Source organism: Psychroserpens algicola (assembly GCF_014526325.1).
Taxonomy (GTDB): Bacteria; Bacteroidota; Bacteroidia; order Flavobacteriales; family Flavobacteriaceae; genus Psychroserpens; species Psychroserpens algicola.
Genome location: NZ_JACNMJ010000001.1, coordinates 1007049 through 1026239, shown reverse-complemented (window position 1 = coordinate 1026239; position 19191 = coordinate 1007049). Strand labels below are relative to the sequence as shown.

At 34.1% G+C, this 19191-nt stretch carries 15 protein-coding genes; 7 read left to right on the top strand and 8 right to left on the bottom strand.

The window, feature by feature from the left end:
• Positions 1–11 precede the first annotated feature (11 nt).
• From H7350_RS04275 to H7350_RS04245, 7 genes are all read right to left on the bottom strand, one after another.
• Positions 12–680 carry a hypothetical protein gene (locus H7350_RS04275; protein WP_204344623.1) on the bottom strand — a complete coding sequence of 223 codons (669 nt, stop codon included), beginning with the start codon at positions 678–680 and terminating at the stop codon, positions 12–14.
• Positions 649–2919: an HET-C-related protein gene (locus H7350_RS04270; protein WP_204344622.1), complete on the bottom strand. Its 2271-nt coding sequence runs from the start codon at positions 2917–2919 to the stop codon at positions 649–651. The genes H7350_RS04275 and H7350_RS04270 overlap by 32 nt, the downstream gene beginning before the upstream one ends.
• Before the next feature lie 358 nt (positions 2920–3277).
• The gene (pyk, locus tag H7350_RS04265) at positions 3278–4720 is read right to left on the bottom strand and encodes a pyruvate kinase (RefSeq protein WP_204344621.1); all 1443 of its coding nucleotides are present in this window, start codon (positions 4718–4720) and stop codon (positions 3278–3280) included.
• Positions 4720–5202: an IPExxxVDY family protein gene (locus H7350_RS04260; protein WP_204344620.1), complete on the bottom strand. Its 483-nt coding sequence runs from the start codon at positions 5200–5202 to the stop codon at positions 4720–4722. Before H7350_RS04260 ends, pyk begins: the two co-directional genes overlap by 1 nt.
• A 133-nt stretch (positions 5203–5335) precedes the next feature.
• Positions 5336–6079, bottom strand: coding sequence for a ribonuclease III (gene rnc / locus H7350_RS04255; protein ID WP_204344619.1), 744 nt, complete (start codon positions 6077–6079; stop codon positions 5336–5338).
• Between the two features lie 7 nt (positions 6080–6086).
• Positions 6087–7337, bottom strand: coding sequence for a beta-ketoacyl-ACP synthase II (fabF, locus tag H7350_RS04250; protein ID WP_204344618.1), 1251 nt, complete (start codon positions 7335–7337; stop codon positions 6087–6089).
• A 12-nt stretch (positions 7338–7349) separates the two neighbouring features.
• Entirely contained in the window at positions 7350–7583 is a 234-nt protein-coding gene (locus H7350_RS04245) for an acyl carrier protein (protein WP_013750595.1), read from the bottom strand.
• Between the two features lie 185 nt (positions 7584–7768).
• Between H7350_RS04245 and purN the strand changes: the two genes are divergently transcribed.
• From purN to H7350_RS04225, 4 genes are all read left to right on the top strand, one after another.
• Positions 7769–8332 (top strand): phosphoribosylglycinamide formyltransferase, encoded by a 564-nt coding sequence (gene purN / locus H7350_RS04240; protein ID WP_204344617.1) that lies wholly within the window; start codon positions 7769–7771, stop codon positions 8330–8332.
• Between the two features lie 82 nt (positions 8333–8414).
• Complete coding sequence (locus tag H7350_RS04235) at positions 8415–9056, top strand: ribonuclease H1 domain-containing protein (protein ID WP_204344616.1); 642 nt, start codon at positions 8415–8417, stop codon at positions 9054–9056.
• A 54-nt stretch (positions 9057–9110) separates the two neighbouring features.
• A complete protein-coding gene (locus H7350_RS04230) occupies positions 9111–10037 on the top strand; it encodes a PfkB family carbohydrate kinase (protein ID WP_204344615.1) in 927 nt (308 codons plus the stop codon).
• A gap of 90 nt (positions 10038–10127) precedes the next feature.
• Positions 10128–12026, top strand: a complete 1899-nt coding sequence (locus H7350_RS04225) for an amidophosphoribosyltransferase (RefSeq protein ID WP_204344614.1) — start codon at positions 10128–10130, stop codon at positions 12024–12026.
• 570 nt (positions 12027–12596) lie between these two features.
• Here H7350_RS04225 and H7350_RS04220 read toward each other — a convergent pair.
• Complete coding sequence (locus H7350_RS04220) at positions 12597–13205, bottom strand: superoxide dismutase (protein WP_235989255.1); 609 nt, start codon at positions 13203–13205, stop codon at positions 12597–12599.
• A 113-nt stretch (positions 13206–13318) separates the two neighbouring features.
• Between H7350_RS04220 and H7350_RS17075 the strand changes: the two genes are divergently transcribed.
• The 3 genes from H7350_RS17075 to H7350_RS04205 all read left to right on the top strand — a co-directional run bounded on the left by H7350_RS17075 (position 13319) and on the right by H7350_RS04205 (position 19171).
• Complete coding sequence (locus H7350_RS17075; RefSeq protein WP_204344613.1) at positions 13319–16471, top strand: UvrD-helicase domain-containing protein; 3153 nt, start codon at positions 13319–13321, stop codon at positions 16469–16471.
• Between the two features lie 22 nt (positions 16472–16493).
• Positions 16494–17687, top strand: a complete 1194-nt coding sequence (kbl, locus tag H7350_RS04210) for a glycine C-acetyltransferase (RefSeq protein ID WP_204344612.1) — start codon at positions 16494–16496, stop codon at positions 17685–17687.
• A 125-nt stretch (positions 17688–17812) separates the two neighbouring features.
• Positions 17813–19171, top strand: a complete 1359-nt coding sequence (locus H7350_RS04205) for an OmpA family protein (RefSeq protein WP_204344611.1) — start codon at positions 17813–17815, stop codon at positions 19169–19171.
• Positions 19172–19191: the final 20 nt, after the last annotated feature.

The following is a 19191-nucleotide window of genomic DNA, read 5'->3' as shown; positions in this document are numbered from 1 at the left end:
TTATTTATAGATTATAAACTTTCCAAATAGGCTTTAATCTTAGGATTTACAGCAAGCTCTTTAGCCGTTTTACCATCTTTGTTTTTTATATCTGTTCGTACACCAACCTCTTCAACCAAAAACTTAATTGTTTTTAAAATCTCATCATCTGCGCCTTCATATGTTGCTTCACATAAAGCATAATCTATTAAGATAGTATTTCCATCAACAGGATTTATCCAATTAAAATTATAATCTGCTTTTTTAAATAATTCTAAATTATCAGATACATCTATTCCAAAACAGTCTTTTCCATAAGTAATATGGCCATTGTTTTTTATCATAAATCTAAATAATGCTTCATTTTGTTCTGCAAGAAAAAAATGAAGCATATCGTTTTTTATATATTGAGGTGGATTTTGTTCTAAAAAATAGGTTATAAGTTCTTTAGATTTTGATCTACAAACAGCAAACATCAAAGCTTTAGCAGAACCATATCGTCCTCCTTCAGAAGAAGCATCTAAACACTCCAAAAGCACATCACCTCCATTTTCAAAATAAGATTTAATAGCATTAATATCTGCATTTTCAGCAGCACTTAAAACTTGTAATTCTTCAGAACTACAACGTTCCTCACATGAATAAAAACATAATACTGTAAATACAATACTAATTCTTAGGAGGGTTTTTAAGCTCTTCAAGTTCTTTCTCGAATTGTTCAAGAGTTCGTTTAACCTGTTTTTCATGATGATATACTTTGGTCTTACTTTGTGCTTCTTTGACAGCTTCAACATTTTGTTTTGCCCAAGACTCTATTGTTGAATCCATCCATGTTACTCGGCTTGGATGGTTAAAATACGTTTTTTTTGCATATTTTACTAAGCTATCTATTGGCATTCCCGTTTTCATTCTTCTTCCAATATCATAAACAGCCATTACAGCCAAGTTACCTGCTAATGGGTTTAAAGGGTGGTCAAAAGCATCTTTTGCGATTTGCGTATGTGTTGGATCTGTCCCAAAATTTTGATTCGTTCTTGTTTGTTCTTCCTTTATTCCATCTTCAACTGTACTTAAAATAATATTAAATAAAATATTATTATAGAATTGAATCGACTGACCAAGAAAATGAAGTGCGCGACTAATTCCCTCTATAATCCAACCGTAATATGGATTCTCTTTTTGTTTCGCCCATTCATCTCGCCATCCTAAATAGTTGTTATACATATCTAAAATATTTTGAACACTCAATCCTAAATATCTTAACTTATCTTTTTCTGGGACATTCTTTTGATTTTCGGCAACACCCTCTAACAATGTTGTAAATAAGGCATCAAAAAAAGTACGCTCTAAAGGCTTTATACTATAATAAGCTTCAAAATCTTTTGGAAATAATTCGTCTGCTAATTTGGGCGCAATACTAGCCAAAGTATCATCTGTTCCGAATAATCCTGTAACTACAGGTATTTTAGGAGCTCTATCTTTTCCTTTTTCTATATCGACAATCTCTTGAGGCAATTGCACCCAAGGAAATACTTTAGTATAACCATTTTTAATTAATGCAATTTCAATAAAGTTACTATGTGCAAAATAATCTTCTAATACATGTAAAGCTGCTCCAAAATGACGAAAGCCCTCTCTATTTGTACCTTTTTGTCTTGCCAAACGTAGTTGTTGCTCAAAATAGGTAAAAGCCGATGGTCGCAAGCCATCATCTAAATCCTCTAAAAGGTAACGCTTCATTTGACTCATGTCATCTATCTGCAAGGATGCAGGGTTTGTTCCCGCATACAATTTTTTAGTAGTGAATTTTCCTTTTGGGTATTCGTACTTATAAACAATAGGATTCTCTAAGTTTTCATCACTAAAAATTCTATAATCATTGAGTCCTTTTGGATTATCTAGGTGTTCTTCTGGACGGTAAAGTCCTAAAACATTTTTATTAAAATCACCATAAAGTCTTTTAAATTCGTCTTTATAAGTGCTAAATTTTTGAGAAAGAACCTTACCTTTCTTCATCTTAAGATTGTAGACAAATTCTTTTACGGCCAAAATATGCAAAACTTCCACCCATTTTTCTTGAGATGGCTTATTTCTCATTGATGGTAAAAATTTTTGGATAACTTTATTTCTTGAAAAAGCTGGAGCTTTAAAATATTTATAATCTCTTTCATTGAAACCAACTGTTTCGGGAACTATAACTTGAGAATAGTCACGTAACCAATTACCATAATAGATCTGGTAGATTTGCTTTTTACTATAACCTGCTTGGGTTAATGCTTTTAGTTCTATATCGCCATGACCAAATGCATTGGGATGCTTTTTACTATGATTAAAACCTGCTGGGAATTTTAATTTTATTACATCAAAAGCATCTCTTAGCCCTTGTAATAGTTTTTCTTTTAAATTATAAGTCTCTTTAACACCTATCGCTTTTAATACAAATCGCATTAGAGAATCATGTGATAACTCTGGCTCTAAGTTCTCTTGTACTTCGTTTATCGTAAATGGAAAACTTGAATTTTCAATAGTATTGGTGTTGTACTTTTTATCATTTAAAAACATCCTAAAATAGTCTCCAAACTTAAGTTTGAAAGAAATGCTATCATCAATATTAGCAATCATGAATGCACATATTTCATTTTTAGAAGGTATTACTAGGTTGCTCTTTATATCAGCATCAACCCCTTTTGGATATGAATAGAACTTCACATTAAGTACTTCAGGAAAATTTCCAAAAGTTAAAACTTTGTTTTTTGTTCTAGATATTTTTGTAAACAAATTTGCACCATCAAAAACATATGTGCTTTCATCAATTTGACCCTTTACTTTAAATAAAAAAGTAGCGGCATAATCTACAGAACTATAACTTTTCCATGTTCTATTAAAAACTGGATGAGGTTGACATTGCTCTATCAATTTATTGTATTCTTCTTGTGTCATTATATTATGGATTTTAAATTTTAAGCATAAGTATGTCTGTAACAATAACATATTACTAAATGCAACTTATGATTATGTTTGATTTGAATTTTTGATGAATACCAAATACATAAAGTATTTATTCATCACACGGAAAGAATTAAAACGTCTAGAACATTTCAATAGGAATACAAAAATATAAATATTTTGTAATATAACAAAACAAATTTAAACATTTGTTTTATATGATTAATTTCAATAAAAAAACCTCACTAAAATTAATTAGCAAGGTTTTTTTGCGTTAGCGATTAAAGTATTGTTGGAGCTCCTCAAAGAGAGCGACTACTGAAAGCGCGACCCCTTGGGTAACGCCCAAATTCTAAAAACTACAACTCGTAATTTCAGTGACTCTTAAGGTATTCACCATTCCTTTATCTTGAATAGGCATTGCTGCTAAGCTGATAAGCATGTCGCCAACATCGAGATAGCCTTTTTTACATGCTATAGCATTAACATCTTCTATGGTTTCATCTGTACTTACAAACTTGTCATAGTAAAATGCTTCAACACCCCAAAGCATACTTAATTGCGTTAAAATTCGCTTATTAGAAGTAAACACTAAAATATGTGCACTTGGTCGCCATGCCGAAATTTGAAATGCCGTATAACCTGAATTGGTTAGTGTTGAAATCGCTTTGGCACTAATTTCATTTGCCATGTTGGCGGCATGATAACAAATAGATTTCGTGATATATCGTTTTGTACGAATGTGTGGAGGCGATTGTGGCACTTTAATTAATTCAGAATCTTCTACACTTCTAATAATATTAGCCATTTGACGTATAACCTGTACAGGATAATTTCCTACAGATGTTTCTCCAGAAAGCATCACAGCATCGGCACCATCCATTACCGAATTGGCAACATCATTGACCTCAGCACGTGTTGGTGTTAAACTGGTAATCATAGTTTCCATCATTTGAGTAGCAATGATGACAGGAATTCTGGCACGCTTAGCTCGTAACACTAATTTTTTCTGAATAAGCGGTACTTCTTCTGCCGGAATTTCAACACCTAAATCTCCACGGGCAACCATCAAACCATCACAATAGGCAACAATCTTATCGATGTTTTCTACAGCTTCAGGTTTTTCAATTTTGGCAATAATCGGGATTTTATGATCGCTATGTTCTTTAATTAATTCTTCAAGTTGCATTAAATCTTCTGCATGTCTTACAAAGGATAAGGCAATCCAATCGACTTGTAAACTACAAGCGAAAATAGCATCCTCAATGTCTTTTTCAGTTAATGCTGGTTGTGAGATATTCGTATTTGGAAGATTCACACCTTTTTTTGAACGCAGTGGTCCTCCTTGAATGACACGTGCTTTTACTTCAGATTTTTTATCGGTAGAAACAACTTCAAAAATTAATTTTCCATCGTCTAAAAGAATGCGTTCTCCTGGTTTAGCATCTTGAGGAAAGTTATCGTAAGTCATATATACGCGCTCCTTTGTGCCTTCAAAACGTTCGCCAGTAGCAAATATAATTTCATCACCTTCATTAACCACAACTTCACCTTTCATGACACCAACTCTTAATTTTGGTCCTTGAAGATCTCCTAAGATTGCAGCATTGAAGCCAAATTCCTTATTAAGGTCTCTAATCATTTTAACACGAGCTTCGACATCTTTATAATCGGCGTGTGAAAAATTAATCCTAAATACGTTTACGCCTTCCTCAAGCATGCCTTTGAGGACTTCTTTTGTACTTGTAGCGGGTCCTAATGTGGCTACAATTTTGGTTTTCTTAGTTCTTAACATTAGTCAAAAATTAGGTGGTCTTTATATTTTATTTGATCGATATCTACGGTATAACTTGTAATAACCTGTGGTATCGATTGAATTGTATTAAGTATATGTTTCTCGTTAAAATGTCGATGCTCATTTGAAACTTTTAGTAGATAATCAACTGTTTTTAATTCTGGGAGCAAATTATGCGTCCTTGTTACTGTTGTTGAATTTTCAAATAACGATCCTGAGCTTTGTAATGAGGCTTCTTCTTTTTTACAAATATTTGAAACCAGATTCCAAATGGTATCAAATTTTGTATTTTCCCATTCGTAAATAGAAAACGACGCTGCAAAATAATTGTAATCTAAATCTTGTGGTTTACGTTCTAAATTTAGTCCTAAATGTTTATTGAGAAGATAAGCCAATCGATAATCCTCTAGCCTACAATGAATAGCTATAAGCGAAAAAGAAGCATCATAAAAATCGTCAACAAGTAACTTGTGTAATGCCATAATTAATCAACTACAAGTTGTAAATATAACATATAAAAGCTATAAAATTGTGAAGTTTTGGTTAATCTTAGGACACTATTTTAACGAAAACGTTGTAGTTCGTAAGTTTTAAAATGAAATGTGTCAGGCAGGTTTAAAAGGCTTTACTTATTTGTTTTTGAAACGCAAAAAATGCGCGCTTTGACGCTTTTTCTTCAGCCTTTTTCTTAGATGTTGCTCTTGCTTTAGCTATTACTTTTTCATCAATAGACAATTTAACTGAAAAATGCTTTAAATCATCATTTCCGGTGTCTTCATACACATTGTAATCGAAGGTCTTCTTTTCCTTTTGGCACCATTCAATTAATAAACTCTTATAACTAATAACGCGGCCTTCTAAAGTCTCAATATCGACATGTGGCTTAATAACACGTTTGTAGATAAATTTATCACAGTATTTAAAGCCTTTATCTAAATAAATTGCACCGACTAAGGCTTCAAATAAATTGCCATGAATATTATTTCCAAAATTAGATTTAGGGATTTTACTTTCTACCAGATCAATAAGGTTTAACTCTCTACCTAATTCATTAAGATGTTCTCTACTTACAACTTTCGAACGCATTTTGGTAAGGTAGCCCTCATCGCCATGAGGTACTTTTTCAAATAGATAGGCAGCAATCACTGCACTTAGCATAGCGTCACCGACAAACTCAAGCCTTTCATAATTTATCGCATTTCCTTTTTTGTCCTTAATATTCATAGAACGATGCGTGAATGCTTTAATATAAAGGGATTTATCTTTGACCTTGTAGCCTAAAATATCGTTGAGTAATAAAAAAAAATTCCCGTCTTGATCAGAACGGGAATTATTTAATATGTTACGAATGAAGCTCATTCGGGATTTAGTCTATTTTTTTGAATAATACGCAAGCGTTGTGACCGCCAAATCCAAAGGTATTACTCATAGCAACTTTAATATCTCTTTTTTGAGCTTTATTGAGTGTTAAATTTAATTCTGGATCTATGTTTTCGTCAACCGTCTCATGATTGATTGTTGGAGGAATAATCCCATGCTCCATTGCTAAAATTGAAGCAATCGCTTCAATAGCTCCAGCAGCTCCCAACAAGTGACCAGTCATAGATTTAGTAGAATTAATATTTATGTTTTTAGCATGACTACCAAATACTTCAGATATAGCTTTTAACTCTGCAACATCACCTAAAGGGGTTGATGTTCCGTGTGTATTTATATGATCTACATCTTCAGGATTTAGCCCAGCATTTTGCAAACAATTTTTCATAACTGCAACAACACCAATTCCATCAGGATGTGGCGCTGTCATGTGGTAAGCGTCAGATGATAATCCGCCACCTACAACTTCAGCATAAATTTTAGCACCTCTTGCTTTAGCATGCTCATACTCTTCTAGAACAATAGCTCCCGCACCTTCACCTAATACAAAACCATCTCGGTTTGCATCAAAAGGCCTTGAAGCTGTTTCTGGGCTATCATTACGAGTTGACATAGCGTGCATAGCATTAAAGCCTCCCATTCCTGCAATAGTAACTGCTGCTTCACTTCCTCCAGTAATAATGACATCACAATGTCCTAAACGTATATTGTTTAAGGCATCAATCATTGAATTGGCTGAAGATGCACAAGCAGATACTGTTGTGTAATTAGGACCCATGAAACCGTATTTAATTGATATGTTTCCTGGTGCTATATCTGCAATCATTTTTGGGATAAAGAATGGGTTAAAACGAGGAGTACCATCACCAGCAGCATAGTTTAACACTTCTTCCTGAAATGTTTCTAAGCCACCAATACCTGCTCCCCAAATGACACCTACTCTTAATTTGTCTACTGCGTCAAGATCTAGTTTTGAGTCTACAATAGCTTCATCTGAAGCCACCATCGCATACTGCGAAAACTTATCCATTCGCTTAGCTAACTTTCTATCAATAAAGTCAGTAACTTCAAAGTTTTTTACTTCACAAGCGAACTGCGTTTTGAACTTTTCAGCATCAAAATGCGTCACAGGCGCAGCACCACTTTTTCCACTAACAAGTCCATTCCAATATTCATCTTTGGTATTGCCTATAGGTGTAAGTGCGCCTAAACCGGTAACTACTACTCGCTTTAATTCCATAAAATAAAGTTCTTATTTTGCTTCTTCTATATAAGATACAGCTTGACCAACTGTTGCGATATTTTCAGCTTGATCGTCTGGGATTTGAATATCGAATTCTTTTTCAAATTCCATGATTAATTCAACAGTGTCTAATGAATCTGCTCCTAAGTCGTTAGTGAAACTAGCTTCAGTTACAACTTCGTTTTCATCAACTCCTAATTTGTCTACGATAATCGCTTTTACTCTTGATGCAATGTCTGACATAATTTTTTAATTTTAAGTTTTAATTAGGTCGCAAAAATAAAAAAACTTTATTTCAATACACACCTTTAGTTTAAAAATGTGTCTGTAATTTACTAAAATTACTTTGAAGATTTTATCTTTTGCGTTCTAATTGTTAATTATTATTCTTTTTTTTGTTCTGAATAATAGTAACTGATTGTCTGTAAATGAAACGTATTGTAATCTTTGCGTCCGGAAGTGGAACCAATGCTGAAAATTTAATTAAGTTTTTTCACAACAGAGAAAATGCTTCTGTTATTCAGGTACTCACTAACAATCCTCATGCCAAAGTTTTAGATCGCGCCAAAAAACTAAAGGTTAGCGCACTGTCATTCAACAAAATAGCATTTACCGAAACTAGTGATGTCCTTAATATTCTGAAAGCTGCACAGCCTGATTTAATTGTCTTAGCCGGTTTTCTCTGGAAATTTCCTGAAAGCATTTTGGCAGAGTTTCCTAATAAAGTGATTAACATTCACCCAGCGTTACTTCCAAAATATGGCGGAAAAGGCATGTATGGCATGCATGTTCACAAGGCTATTGTTGCTAACAACGAGTCTGAAACCGGAATTACCATTCATTATGTAAATGAACATTATGATGAAGGAGCGATTATTTTTCAGTCGAAATGTAAAGTAAATGCAACGGATACTGCTGAAGATGTCGCTGATAAAATTCATGAATTGGAGATGGAGCATTTTCCGAAGGTTGTGGAAAAGCTTTTAAAATAAATGACTGTCATATCAAGCAGAGTCGAGATGCTATGAAGTCCAAAATAATATAAAGAGACACCCACTTTCGTGAGTGCTAAAGATGAGTAAAAAAAAGAAAAAATATTATACGGTTTGGAAAGGACACCACACTGGTGTTTTTGAATCTTGGGAGGATTGTAAAGCACAAATCAAGGATTTTCAAGGAGCACAGTACAAATCCTTTGCCACTTTTGACGCTGCAAAAAAAGCCTTAAAAGGCAGCTATAAAGATTATATTGGGAAACATAAAAAGTTTACCAGCGAACTTTCCGAAGCTCAACTCAAAAAAATTGGTCAGCCTAATTATAAATCTATCTCAGTTGATGCTGCCTCTTCAGGTAATCCTGGTAAAATGGAATATCGTGGCGTAGAAACGAAATCAAAAAAACAGTTATTTATTCAAGGCCCTTTTGAAGAAGGCACTAATAATATTGGTGAATTTTTAGCTATTGTACATGGATTGGCTTTTTTGAAAAAGAAAAACAGTGACTATATCATTTATACCGACTCAAAAACTGCGATGAGTTGGGTGCGGAAAAAAACCTGCAATACCAAACTAGAGCGTAATGCAAAAAATAAAACCTTATTCGATTTAGTTGATCGTGCCGTAGATTGGTTAAAAAACAATACATACAACACAACCATTGTAAAATGGGAAACCAAAGCTTGGGGTGAAATTCCTGCAGATTTTGGTCGAAAATAAATTCGTTTTTTAGTCCTTAAAAAATGTATATTTGCAGCAAATTTTAAACGCTTTATGAGCAAATTAGTTATAGTAGGTACGGTCGCTTTTGACGCTATCGAAACCCCTTTTGGAAAAACAGACAAAATTCTTGGTGGTGCTGCAACCTTTATTGGTTTAGCGGCTTCTCATTTTGATGTAGATGCAGCAGCAGTTTCAGTTGTTGGTGGTGATTTTCCTCAGGAATATTTAGATTTATTAGTAAACAAAAACATTAATATTGAAGGTGTTGAAATCGTAAAAGACGGCAAAACCTTCTTCTGGAGTGGGAAATATCATAACGATATGAACTCGAGAGATACGCTAGCTACCGAGTTGAATGTTTTAGAGCATTTTAATCCTGTCGTTCCAGAAGCTTATCAAGATGCTGAAGTAGTAATGCTCGGAAACTTACATCCGCTTACACAACAAAGTGTACTTGATCAAATGACCAAGAAGCCTAAGCTTACTATTTTAGACACGATGAATTTCTGGATGGATATTGCGCTTGACGATTTACATGCGGTTATAAAAAATATTGATGTGATTACCATTAACGATGAAGAAGCCAGACAACTTACAGGAGAATACTCTTTGGTGGTTGCTGCACGTAAAATTCATGATATGGGACCAAAATATGTCGTGATTAAAAAAGGGGAGCATGGTGCTTTATTATTTCATAATGACCATATGTTTTATGCTCCAGCCTTACCGTTAGAAGAAGTATTTGACCCAACAGGTGCAGGAGATACTTTTGCTGGTGGATTTGCGGGTTATTTAGCAAAAACAGAAGACTATTCGTTTGAAAACATGAAAAACGCTGTCATTTATGGCTCCACATTAGCCTCATTCTGTGTCGAGAAATTTGGCACAGAGCGTATGCAAAACATATCTAAAGATGATGTCGAATACCGATTAAAAGAGTTCAAACGACTTACACAGTTTAATATTGAATTATCATAAACCAACGCGCTCAACATCGAGCGCGTTTTTTAATTAATACTAAATCCGAAATTTTATAATTTTGGTACACGCAAAAACAACAACACAACAATGAGCGATGCTTTAAAACATGAATGCGGAATTGCACTCATAAGACTTAAAAAACCATTAGAGTATTATAAAGAAAAATATGGCAGTGCATTTTACGGCGTTAATAAAATGTATCTCATGATGGAAAAACAGCACAATCGCGGACAAGATGGTGCTGGATTTGCAAGCATAAAATTAGACACCAAACCTGGAGAGCGTTATATAAGTCGTGTACGCTCTATTGCGCAGCAACCTATACAAGATATTTTTGCTCAAATTAATGAGCGTATAAATGATGAACTTACCGAACATCCCGAATATCAAAACGATGTAGCCTTACAAAAAAGACACATCCCTTATGTTGGCGAATTACTTTTAGGACATGTACGCTATGGAACGTTTGGAAAAAACAGTGTTGAAAGCGTTCACCCCTTTTTAAGACAAAATAACTGGATGCATAGAAATCTTATCGTAGCTGGTAATTTTAATATGACAAATGTAAATCAGCTATTTGATGGTTTGGTACAATTAGGTCAGCACCCAAAAGAAAAGGCTGATACCATTACTATAATGGAAAAAATTGGTCATTTTTTGGACGATGCTGTTGCTAAGATTTATAAAAAGCTTAAAAAAGAAGGCTATAATAAAAATGAGTGTTCGCCACTAATTGCCGAGCGCCTTAATGTTGCTAAAATATTAAAAAAATCATCAAAAAACTGGGATGGTGGTTATGCTATGGCAGGACTTTTAGGTCATGGCGATTCGTTTGTATTAAGAGATCCGGCTGGCATTAGACCTGCTTATTATTATGAAGATGAGGAGATTGTTGTTGTCGCCTCAGAGCGACCAGTCATACAAACCGTTTTTAATGTCAGTTTTGATGACGTTAAAGAACTTACTCCTGGCCATGCCATCATTACTAAAAAATCTGGGGAGGTCTATATTGAAGAAATCATAACGCCTTTAGAACGAAAAGCCTGTTCCTTCGAACGTATTTATTTTTCCCGCGGAAGTGATGCCGAAATATATCAGGAACGTAAAAACCTTGGTAAATTATTAATGCCAAAAGTATTAGAGGCGATCGATAACGACACTAAGAATACCGTATTTTCTTATATTCCAAATACTGCGGAAACATCCTTCTTTGGAATGATAGAAACCGTTGAAGAGCATTTGAACGAAAAGAAAACACAAGCGATTTTAGATGGTAATGGTAAACTCTCCGCAGAACGTGTCACTGAAATTCTTTCAGAACGACCACGCATTGAAAAGATTGCAATTAAAGATGTTAAGCTTCGTACGTTTATTACCGAAGACAGTAGTCGTGACGACTTAGTTGCTCACGTTTATGATGTAACCTATGGTGTCATCAAATCAACAGACAATTTAGTCATTATCGATGATAGTATTGTAAGAGGAACCACGCTCAAAAAGAGTATCATTAAAATGATGGATCGTTTGAACCCAAAACAAATCGTTGTAGTCTCCTCGGCACCACAAATTAGATATCCTGATTGCTACGGAATCGATATGGCTAACCTTGAAAGCCTTATCGCTTTTAGAGCCATGCTGGAACTTTTAAAAGAGCGTGACAAATACCATTTAGTTGAAGAGGTCTATCATAAATGTAAAGCTCAACTAGAATTAAAAGATAGTGAGGTTAAAAACTTTGTCAAAGACTTATACAGTGAATTTACAGCAGATGAAATTTCTGATAAGATTGCTGAATTAATTTCTGATGATACTGTTAAGGCTAAAGTAAAAACAATCTTTCAACCTATAGAAAATCTACATAAAGCCTGTCCGAAAAATTTAGGAGATTGGTATTTCACTGGAAATTATCCTACCGATGGTGGTAACCGAGTGGTTAACAGGGCATTCGTTAATTTTTATGAAGGAAATAAAGCCAGAGCTTACTAGATAAACGGTTGATTTTTGGCACTTTATCCTAAAAAAAGTGCTTTTAATCCGATAAAAATGCATTTCATCTAATATTTAACAAACCTTAGATAATAAACGCATACATTGGTATCACCATAACATAAGTAGGTTAAGTTCATGGTAGATTTGGGGCAAAAAAGAGTGAACTTCTGTTCACTCTTTTTTATTATAATAAGGTCTCTTCTTTTCTAATAGTCAGTTTATCTTTTAAGTTTATTATAAGGAGTTGTTAATCAATTCTTTTACATCCTTACTTGTAGTTAAAGTTTATTTGCTCTTCTTTAAGCCCATGAATCTGTGTTTTTTCCGTTTAAGCCAATTTATTCGTCGTTGGTCTAAAAAATTAAACTATTAAATAAAAGTGCTGTTATATTTGTTTCACCATAACATAAGTAGGTTAAGTTTATGGTAGATTTGGGGCAAAAAAGTCGGACTCTCGTCCGGCTTTTTTCATTTTTGGCTCACCCTATAAAATTCTAAAATTTCCGAAGCAAAAAAAAGCAAACCCAAATGAGTTTGCTTTCTAAATTTAAATCTTAGACGTATTTTTTATTTCGCTTCAGCGTAACGACGTTCTACTTCATTCCAGTTAACAACCTTAAAGAAAGCGTCTATATAATCTGGTCTTCTGTTTTGATAGTTTAAATAATAAGCATGCTCCCAAACATCTAATCCTAATATTGGTGTTCCTCCACAAGTTACACCAGGCATTAATGGATTATCTTGATTTGGCGTAGAACAAACCTCTACTTTTCCACCTTTGTGAACACATAACCATGCCCATCCCGATCCAAATTGAGTTGCAGCAGCTTTACTAAATGCTTCTACAAAAGCATCTTTTGATCCAAATTCTGCTTCAATAGCATCTTTTAAATCTCCAGAAAGGTAACCTTTATCTTCAGGATTCATCACCTCCCAAAACAATGAATGATTATAAAAACCACCTCCATTATTTCGCACACCTTTATTATTCATATCAAGGTTTCCTAAAATATCTTCTATAGATTTCCCTTCTAAATCGGTACCTTCAATAGCAGCATTTAGTTTTGTTGTGTAACCATTATGATGTTTTGTGTGATGTATTTCCATTGTGCGCGCATCGATATGTGGTTCTAATGCGTCGTATGCGTATTTTAATTTCGGTAATTCGAAAGCCATAATATTTAGTTTTTTAATGTTAATAATTAATGATACCAAATTTAAGGATAAAACTGCGCAATTAAAAATATTAAATACCTATGAACTCATAGATAGTTTTTATAATTTTAAGCGTGCAAAAACAATCACCTTTTACAATTTACAATGCCTCTGCTGGAAGTGGGAAAACCTTCACATTAGTAAAAGAATATCTTAAAATTTTATTTGAATCAAAAAGCAAACTGGCTTTTAGAAATAGTTTGGCTCTCACGTTTACTAATAAAGCCGTTGGCGAAATGAAAGAGCGTGTTATCCTAATGCTTAAGATGTTTTCTGAAGAACACATACTAGATACACCAAATAGTATGTTTAAGGTATTAACTGAAGAGCTTGATATAAAACCTCAACTCCTTCATGAACGTTCAAAGATTTTATTACAAACTATTATTCATAATTATGCTGCTTTTGACATTTCTACTATTGACAAGTTTAATCATAAACTCATTCGAACATTTGCCTATGATCTTAAACTTCCAGTAAATTTTGAAGTAGAATTAGATACGACGACCATACTAGGAAAAGCTGTAGACAGGCTTATAGATCAAGCAGGAAATGACGAAGAGCTTACAAAAGTATTGGTAGATTTTGCAATTGAAAAAACAGATGACGACCGAAGCTGGGATATTACTTATGATTTTAATAGTATTGCAAAATTACTAGTTAACGAAAATGAAATTCCGTTTCTAGACCAGCTAAAAGGCAAAACGTTATCAGATTTTAAAGCCTTAAAAACAAATCTTCAAAAACAGCAAAAAGAGGTTGAGCAGCAAATTATAGACTTGGCAAAAAGTACTCTAGACCTCATCGGGAGACATAATTTAGAATTTTCAGATTTTAATTATAGAACACTTCCTAATCATTTTAAAAAAGCAAGTGACTTAAATTTTAGCGGACTCTACAGCAACAAATTACAAGAGAATTTAGCCGAAAGAACCAAAATTTACAGCAAAAAGTTAGACGCCGAAAAAGCTGCAGCTATTGAAGATTTATTGCCTCAAATTGAAACCAACTATCTCGCTATAAAACAATTAGTTTACACCTCAAAGTTTTTGAGTAATGCTTTAAAGAACATCACACCTTTATCTGTTTTGAGCGCTATAAAACAGACGCTTCAAGACCTTAAAGACGAGGACGACATTTTACTGATTTCTGAGTTTAATAACTTAATCAGTGAGGAAATTAAAGAACAACCTGCGCCTTTTATCTACGAACGTATTGGTGAAAAGTTTAAGCACTATTTCATTGACGAATTTCAAGATACGTCTGGCTTACAGTGGTGTAACTTAATACCGTTAATAGATAATGCTCTTTCTGGTGAAAACCTAAAAGGAGAAACAGGATCCTTAATGCTTGTTGGTGATGCAAAACAAGCCATTTACAGATGGCGAGGTGGACGTGCCGAACAGTTTATCGATTTATATTCTGAAACTGCAAAGCCATTTACTATACGTCAGAAAATTGAAAACCTTCCTACAAATTATAGGAGTCATAAAACCATAGTAGAATTTAATAATCAGTTTTTTGATCATATTGCCGATTTTGCATTGTCCAATCCGAAGCATCAATATATTTATAAAAACGCCAAACAAAATGTTTTTTTTGAAGAGGAAGGCTATGTAGAATTGTCGTTTTTAAACACTAAAGATGAAGATAAAAACGAATTGTATAGCAGAGCTGTTTTTGATACCATTGTCAAAGCTGAAGCCAATGGTTTTAAGAAAAAAGACATATGTATTATTGTAAGAAAAACAAAAGAAGGTATTGCTATTGCAGAATACCTTAGCGATCAAGGTATAGCTATTATTTCTTCGGAAACCTTACTGCTCAAAAACGCTCCAGAGGTGCAGTTTATCAATCAACTTATAACCTTAAGCTTACAGCCTTTAAATGATGAAATTAAAGTGCAACTTCTAAGTTTTTTAGCGGAAGAGAAATTACAATTAGACGATACCCACAATTTTTTAGAACGTATGATTCATTTGAAACCAAAAGCTTTATTTGAAGCTTTACGTACGTTTGGTTTCGATTTTAATTTTGATTTGTTTTTGCACTTACCAATTTACGAAGCAGTTGAAAGTGTGATTAGAGCATTTCATTTAAATGAACATTCTAATGCTTACATTCAATTTTATTTGGATGAAGTGTTTGATTACTCTCAAAAGTACAATGCCAGCTTTTCTGGGTTTTTAGAATTCTGGGATCGTAAAAAAGACAAACTGAGTATCGTATCTCCTTTAGGGAAAGATGCTATTCAAATCATGACCATACATAAATCTAAAGGCTTAGAATTCCCAGTCGTTATATTTCCTTATGCTAATCAAGACATTTACTCTGATATAACTCCTAAAGTCTGGTTTCCTGTCGATAAAGCAGTGTTTAATGGGTTTTCAAACCTCTATCTTAATATGAATAAGGATTTAGAAGAACTTAATGATTTAGGAACTCAAATTTATGGTGACTATCGTTCGCAATTAGAGTTAGACAGTCTTAATTTACTCTATGTAGTATTGACTAGAGCTGTAGAACAGTTGTATATCATTTCAGAATATGACAATACTAAAAATCAAAAAGATACTTCAACTCATTATTCCGATTTATTTATCAATCATTTAAAGTTTCTAGGGAAATGGGATGAGCAAAACATGGTATATAGTTTTGGGACTGCCGCTGCGCCTTCCGAAGACAAAAAAGATACCATTCAAACTATCGAGCAAGTTGATTTTATTTCTACACAAAAAGAAGATCACAACCTCAATATTTTAACAAGTTCTGGGTATTTATGGGATACCGCTCAAGAGAAAGCGATAGCTCAAGGTAATTTGGTTCATCATATAATGTCATTTATAAAAACTGAAAACGATATAGATTTTGCTTTAGAACACTTTTTAAGTGCTGGGCATATCAATGCAACTCAATTTGAAGCATTACAACCAATAATTAACGATCTGATCACTCATAAAAATCTTAGGCCCTATTTTGCTACCAATCTTAAAGTTTATAACGAAAAGGATATCATTACCAAAGAAGGTAAAATATTAAGACCAGATCGTGTTGTTATAAACACCAACAACGAAGCTACTATTATAGATTATAAAACAGGACTTAAAGATTCTAAACACAAAGAACAACTCTTCGATTATCAATACGTTTTAGAAGAGATGGGATTTGATGTGGTTAAAAAAGTTCTTATTTATATCAATGATGACATTGTGATAAAAGAATTTTAAATTTGTATAAACGAAACCAACTATGTACGGAAAAATAAAAGAACACTTACAAAACGAAATTAACACTATCAAAAATGATGGTCTCTTTAAAGAAGAGCGAATAATAACGTCTCCTCAAGGTGCTGAAATCACTTTAAATACAGGTGAAACCGTTTTAAACTTTTGCGCTAATAATTATTTGGGCTTATCGTCTCATCCAGATGTGATTCAGGCAGCAAAAGACACGATGGACACCCATGGATTTGGGATGTCGTCTGTACGTTTTATCTGTGGAACACAGGACATACACAAAACATTAGAACAAAAAATTGCTGATTTCTATGGCACTGAAGACACTATTTTATATGCTGCAGCTTTTGACGCTAATGGTGGTGTTTTTGAACCGCTCTTAGGAAAAGAAGATGCTATTATTTCAGACTCTTTAAATCATGCTTCAATTATTGATGGCGTTCGTTTGTGTAAAGCAGCACGTTACCGCTATGCAAATAATGACATGAATGATTTAGAGCAGCAACTTATTGCTGCCAATGAAAACGGTGCGCGATTCAAAATTATAGTAACCGACGGTGTGTTTTCAATGGACGGATTAGTAGCGCCTTTAGATAAAATTTGTGACTTAGCAGATACATATGATGCCTTAGTGATGATTGATGAGTGTCATGCTACTGGTTTTATAGGAGAAACTGGTCGAGGCACACTTGAAGAAAAAGGTGTATTAGGGCGCATAGATATTATTACAGGAACCTTAGGTAAAGCTATGGGTGGCGCTATGGGTGGCTACACCACGGCAAAAAAGGAAGTTATTGAAATTTTACGCCAACGTTCTAGGCCATATTTATTTTCTAATTCTTTAGCTCCAGCAATCGTCGGTGCTTCAATTAAGGTTTTTGATATGCTAGCAAATGACACAGCACTCAGAGATACTTTAGAAAGTAATACAGCCTATTTCAAAAAAGGAATGAAAGAGGCAGGTTTTGATATTATTGATGGAGACTCTGCAATAGTCCCTGTAATGTTATATGATGCAAAACTATCGCAAACTATGGCTAAAATGCTACTTAATGAAGGTATTTATGTCATTGGTTTCTTTTTTCCTGTGGTGCCGAGAGAAAAGGCCAGAATACGAGTACAACTATCTGCTGCTCACACGAAAAGCCATTTAGATAAAGCTATTGCTGCGTTTATTAAGGTAGGGAAAACACTGGAGGTTATTTAAAATCAGTCCAAACTCCCTATTTTTAGTACAAGTAATCAATATTTTTATATATTTGTCTTTGTTAATAAAATTTAACAACTTACTTTTGCCTTTAATTAACACTTAAAATTAAAATTATTTAGAATATGAAAAATCTTAGCAGATTATTTTTCGCTTTGTTGCTAGTAGTAAGCTTCAATGTTAATGCACAAGACGAAAACAACCCATGGAAAATTGAGATTGGAGCTAATGCAGTTGATCTCTATCCTGTTGGTGAAGACGCTCCATTAGGTGAGTACTTCGATGAATTCTATAACGTAACTGACCATTGGAATTTTTTACCATCATTGTCAAAAGTTTCTGTATCTAGATACTTAAGCGATGGTTTTACTATTTCTGCTGCAGGTACAATTAACAGAATTGACAAAGTTGGAGATTCTTCAGCTGATGATTTATCTTACTATGGATTAGATGGTACTATTTCTTATGGATTGATGAATTTAATCAACTCTAAAACAATCGACCCTTACTTAGGTGTTGGTGGTGGTTACACTTGGGTTGATGAAATTGGTGCTGGAACATTAAACGGAACAGTAGGAGTTAACTACTGGTTCTCTGAAAATGTTGGTTTAACAGCTCAGTCTTCATACAAGCACTCATTTGAAGATTACTTACCTAAGCACTGGCAACACTCTATTGGTGTTTCTATCAAATTTGGTGGAAAAGACACAGATGGTGATGGTATCTATGATAAAAACGATGCTTGTCCAGATGTTCCTGGTTTAGAAGCATTCAACGGATGTCCAGATTCTGATAACGATGGTATCGAAGATTCAAAAGATGACTGTCCTAACGATGCTGGTTTAGCTGAATTTAACGGTTGCCCAGATTCTGATAGTGATGGTGTTGCTGATAAAGATGATGATTGTCCTACAGTTGCTGGTTTAAAAGCTTTAAACGGTTGTCCAGATGCTGATAGCGATGGTGTTGCTGATAAAGATGATAACTGTCCTAACGAAAAAGGTCCTGCTGCTAACAAAGGATGTCCTTGGCCTGATACTGATGGTGACGGAATCTTAGACAAAGATGATCAATGTCCAGAAGAAGCTGGTACTGTTGCTAACAATGGTTGCCCAGAAGTTGCTCCAACTGAAGAAGTAATGAAGCAATTAAATGAGTACGCTAGAACTATCTTATTTGATACTGGTAAAGCATCTTTCAAAGAAGAGTCTATGGAAGTATTAGCTGCAATGACTGCTATCTTCAAAGAATATCCACAAGCTGATTTCTCTATCGATGGTCACACTGATAGTGTAGGTTCTAAATCTACTAACCAGTTATTATCTGAAAGAAGAGCTAACGCTGTTAGAGATTACTTAATTGCTAACGGAATCAACGCTGATAGATTAACTGCTAACGGTTACGGTGAAGATTATCCAATCGCTTCTAACAAAACTAGAAACGGTAGAAAAAACAACAGACGTGTAGAAGTAAAACTTAAATAATTAAGTTTCACTCTCAAACA

Coding starts and splice junctions, on each gene's coding strand:
- H7350_RS04205 (WP_204344611.1), top strand. CDS start 17,813: ATGAAAAATCTTAGCAGATTATTTTTCGCTTTGTTGCTAGTAGTAAGC.
- purN (WP_204344617.1), top strand. CDS start 7,769: ATGAAACGTATTGTAATCTTTGCGTCCGGAAGTGGAACCAATGCTGAA.
- H7350_RS04220 (WP_235989255.1), bottom strand. CDS start 13,205: ATGGCTTTCGAATTACCGAAATTAAAATACGCATACGACGCATTAGAA.
- H7350_RS04245 (WP_013750595.1), bottom strand. CDS start 7,583: ATGTCAGACATTGCATCAAGAGTAAAAGCGATTATCGTAGACAAATTA.
- H7350_RS04270 (WP_204344622.1), bottom strand. CDS start 2,919: ATGACACAAGAAGAATACAATAAATTGATAGAGCAATGTCAACCTCAT.
- fabF (WP_204344618.1), bottom strand. CDS start 7,337: ATGGAATTAAAGCGAGTAGTAGTTACCGGTTTAGGCGCACTTACACCT.
- rnc (WP_204344619.1), bottom strand. CDS start 6,079: ATGAGCTTCATTCGTAACATATTAAATAATTCCCGTTCTGATCAAGAC.
- pyk (WP_204344621.1), bottom strand. CDS start 4,720: ATGTTAAGAACTAAGAAAACCAAAATTGTAGCCACATTAGGACCCGCT.
- H7350_RS04225 (WP_204344614.1), top strand. CDS start 10,128: ATGAGCGATGCTTTAAAACATGAATGCGGAATTGCACTCATAAGACTT.
- H7350_RS04230 (WP_204344615.1), top strand. CDS start 9,111: ATGAGCAAATTAGTTATAGTAGGTACGGTCGCTTTTGACGCTATCGAA.
- H7350_RS04235 (WP_204344616.1), top strand. CDS start 8,415: ATGAGTAAAAAAAAGAAAAAATATTATACGGTTTGGAAAGGACACCAC.
- H7350_RS04260 (WP_204344620.1), bottom strand. CDS start 5,202: ATGGCATTACACAAGTTACTTGTTGACGATTTTTATGATGCTTCTTTT.
- kbl (WP_204344612.1), top strand. CDS start 16,494: ATGTACGGAAAAATAAAAGAACACTTACAAAACGAAATTAACACTATC.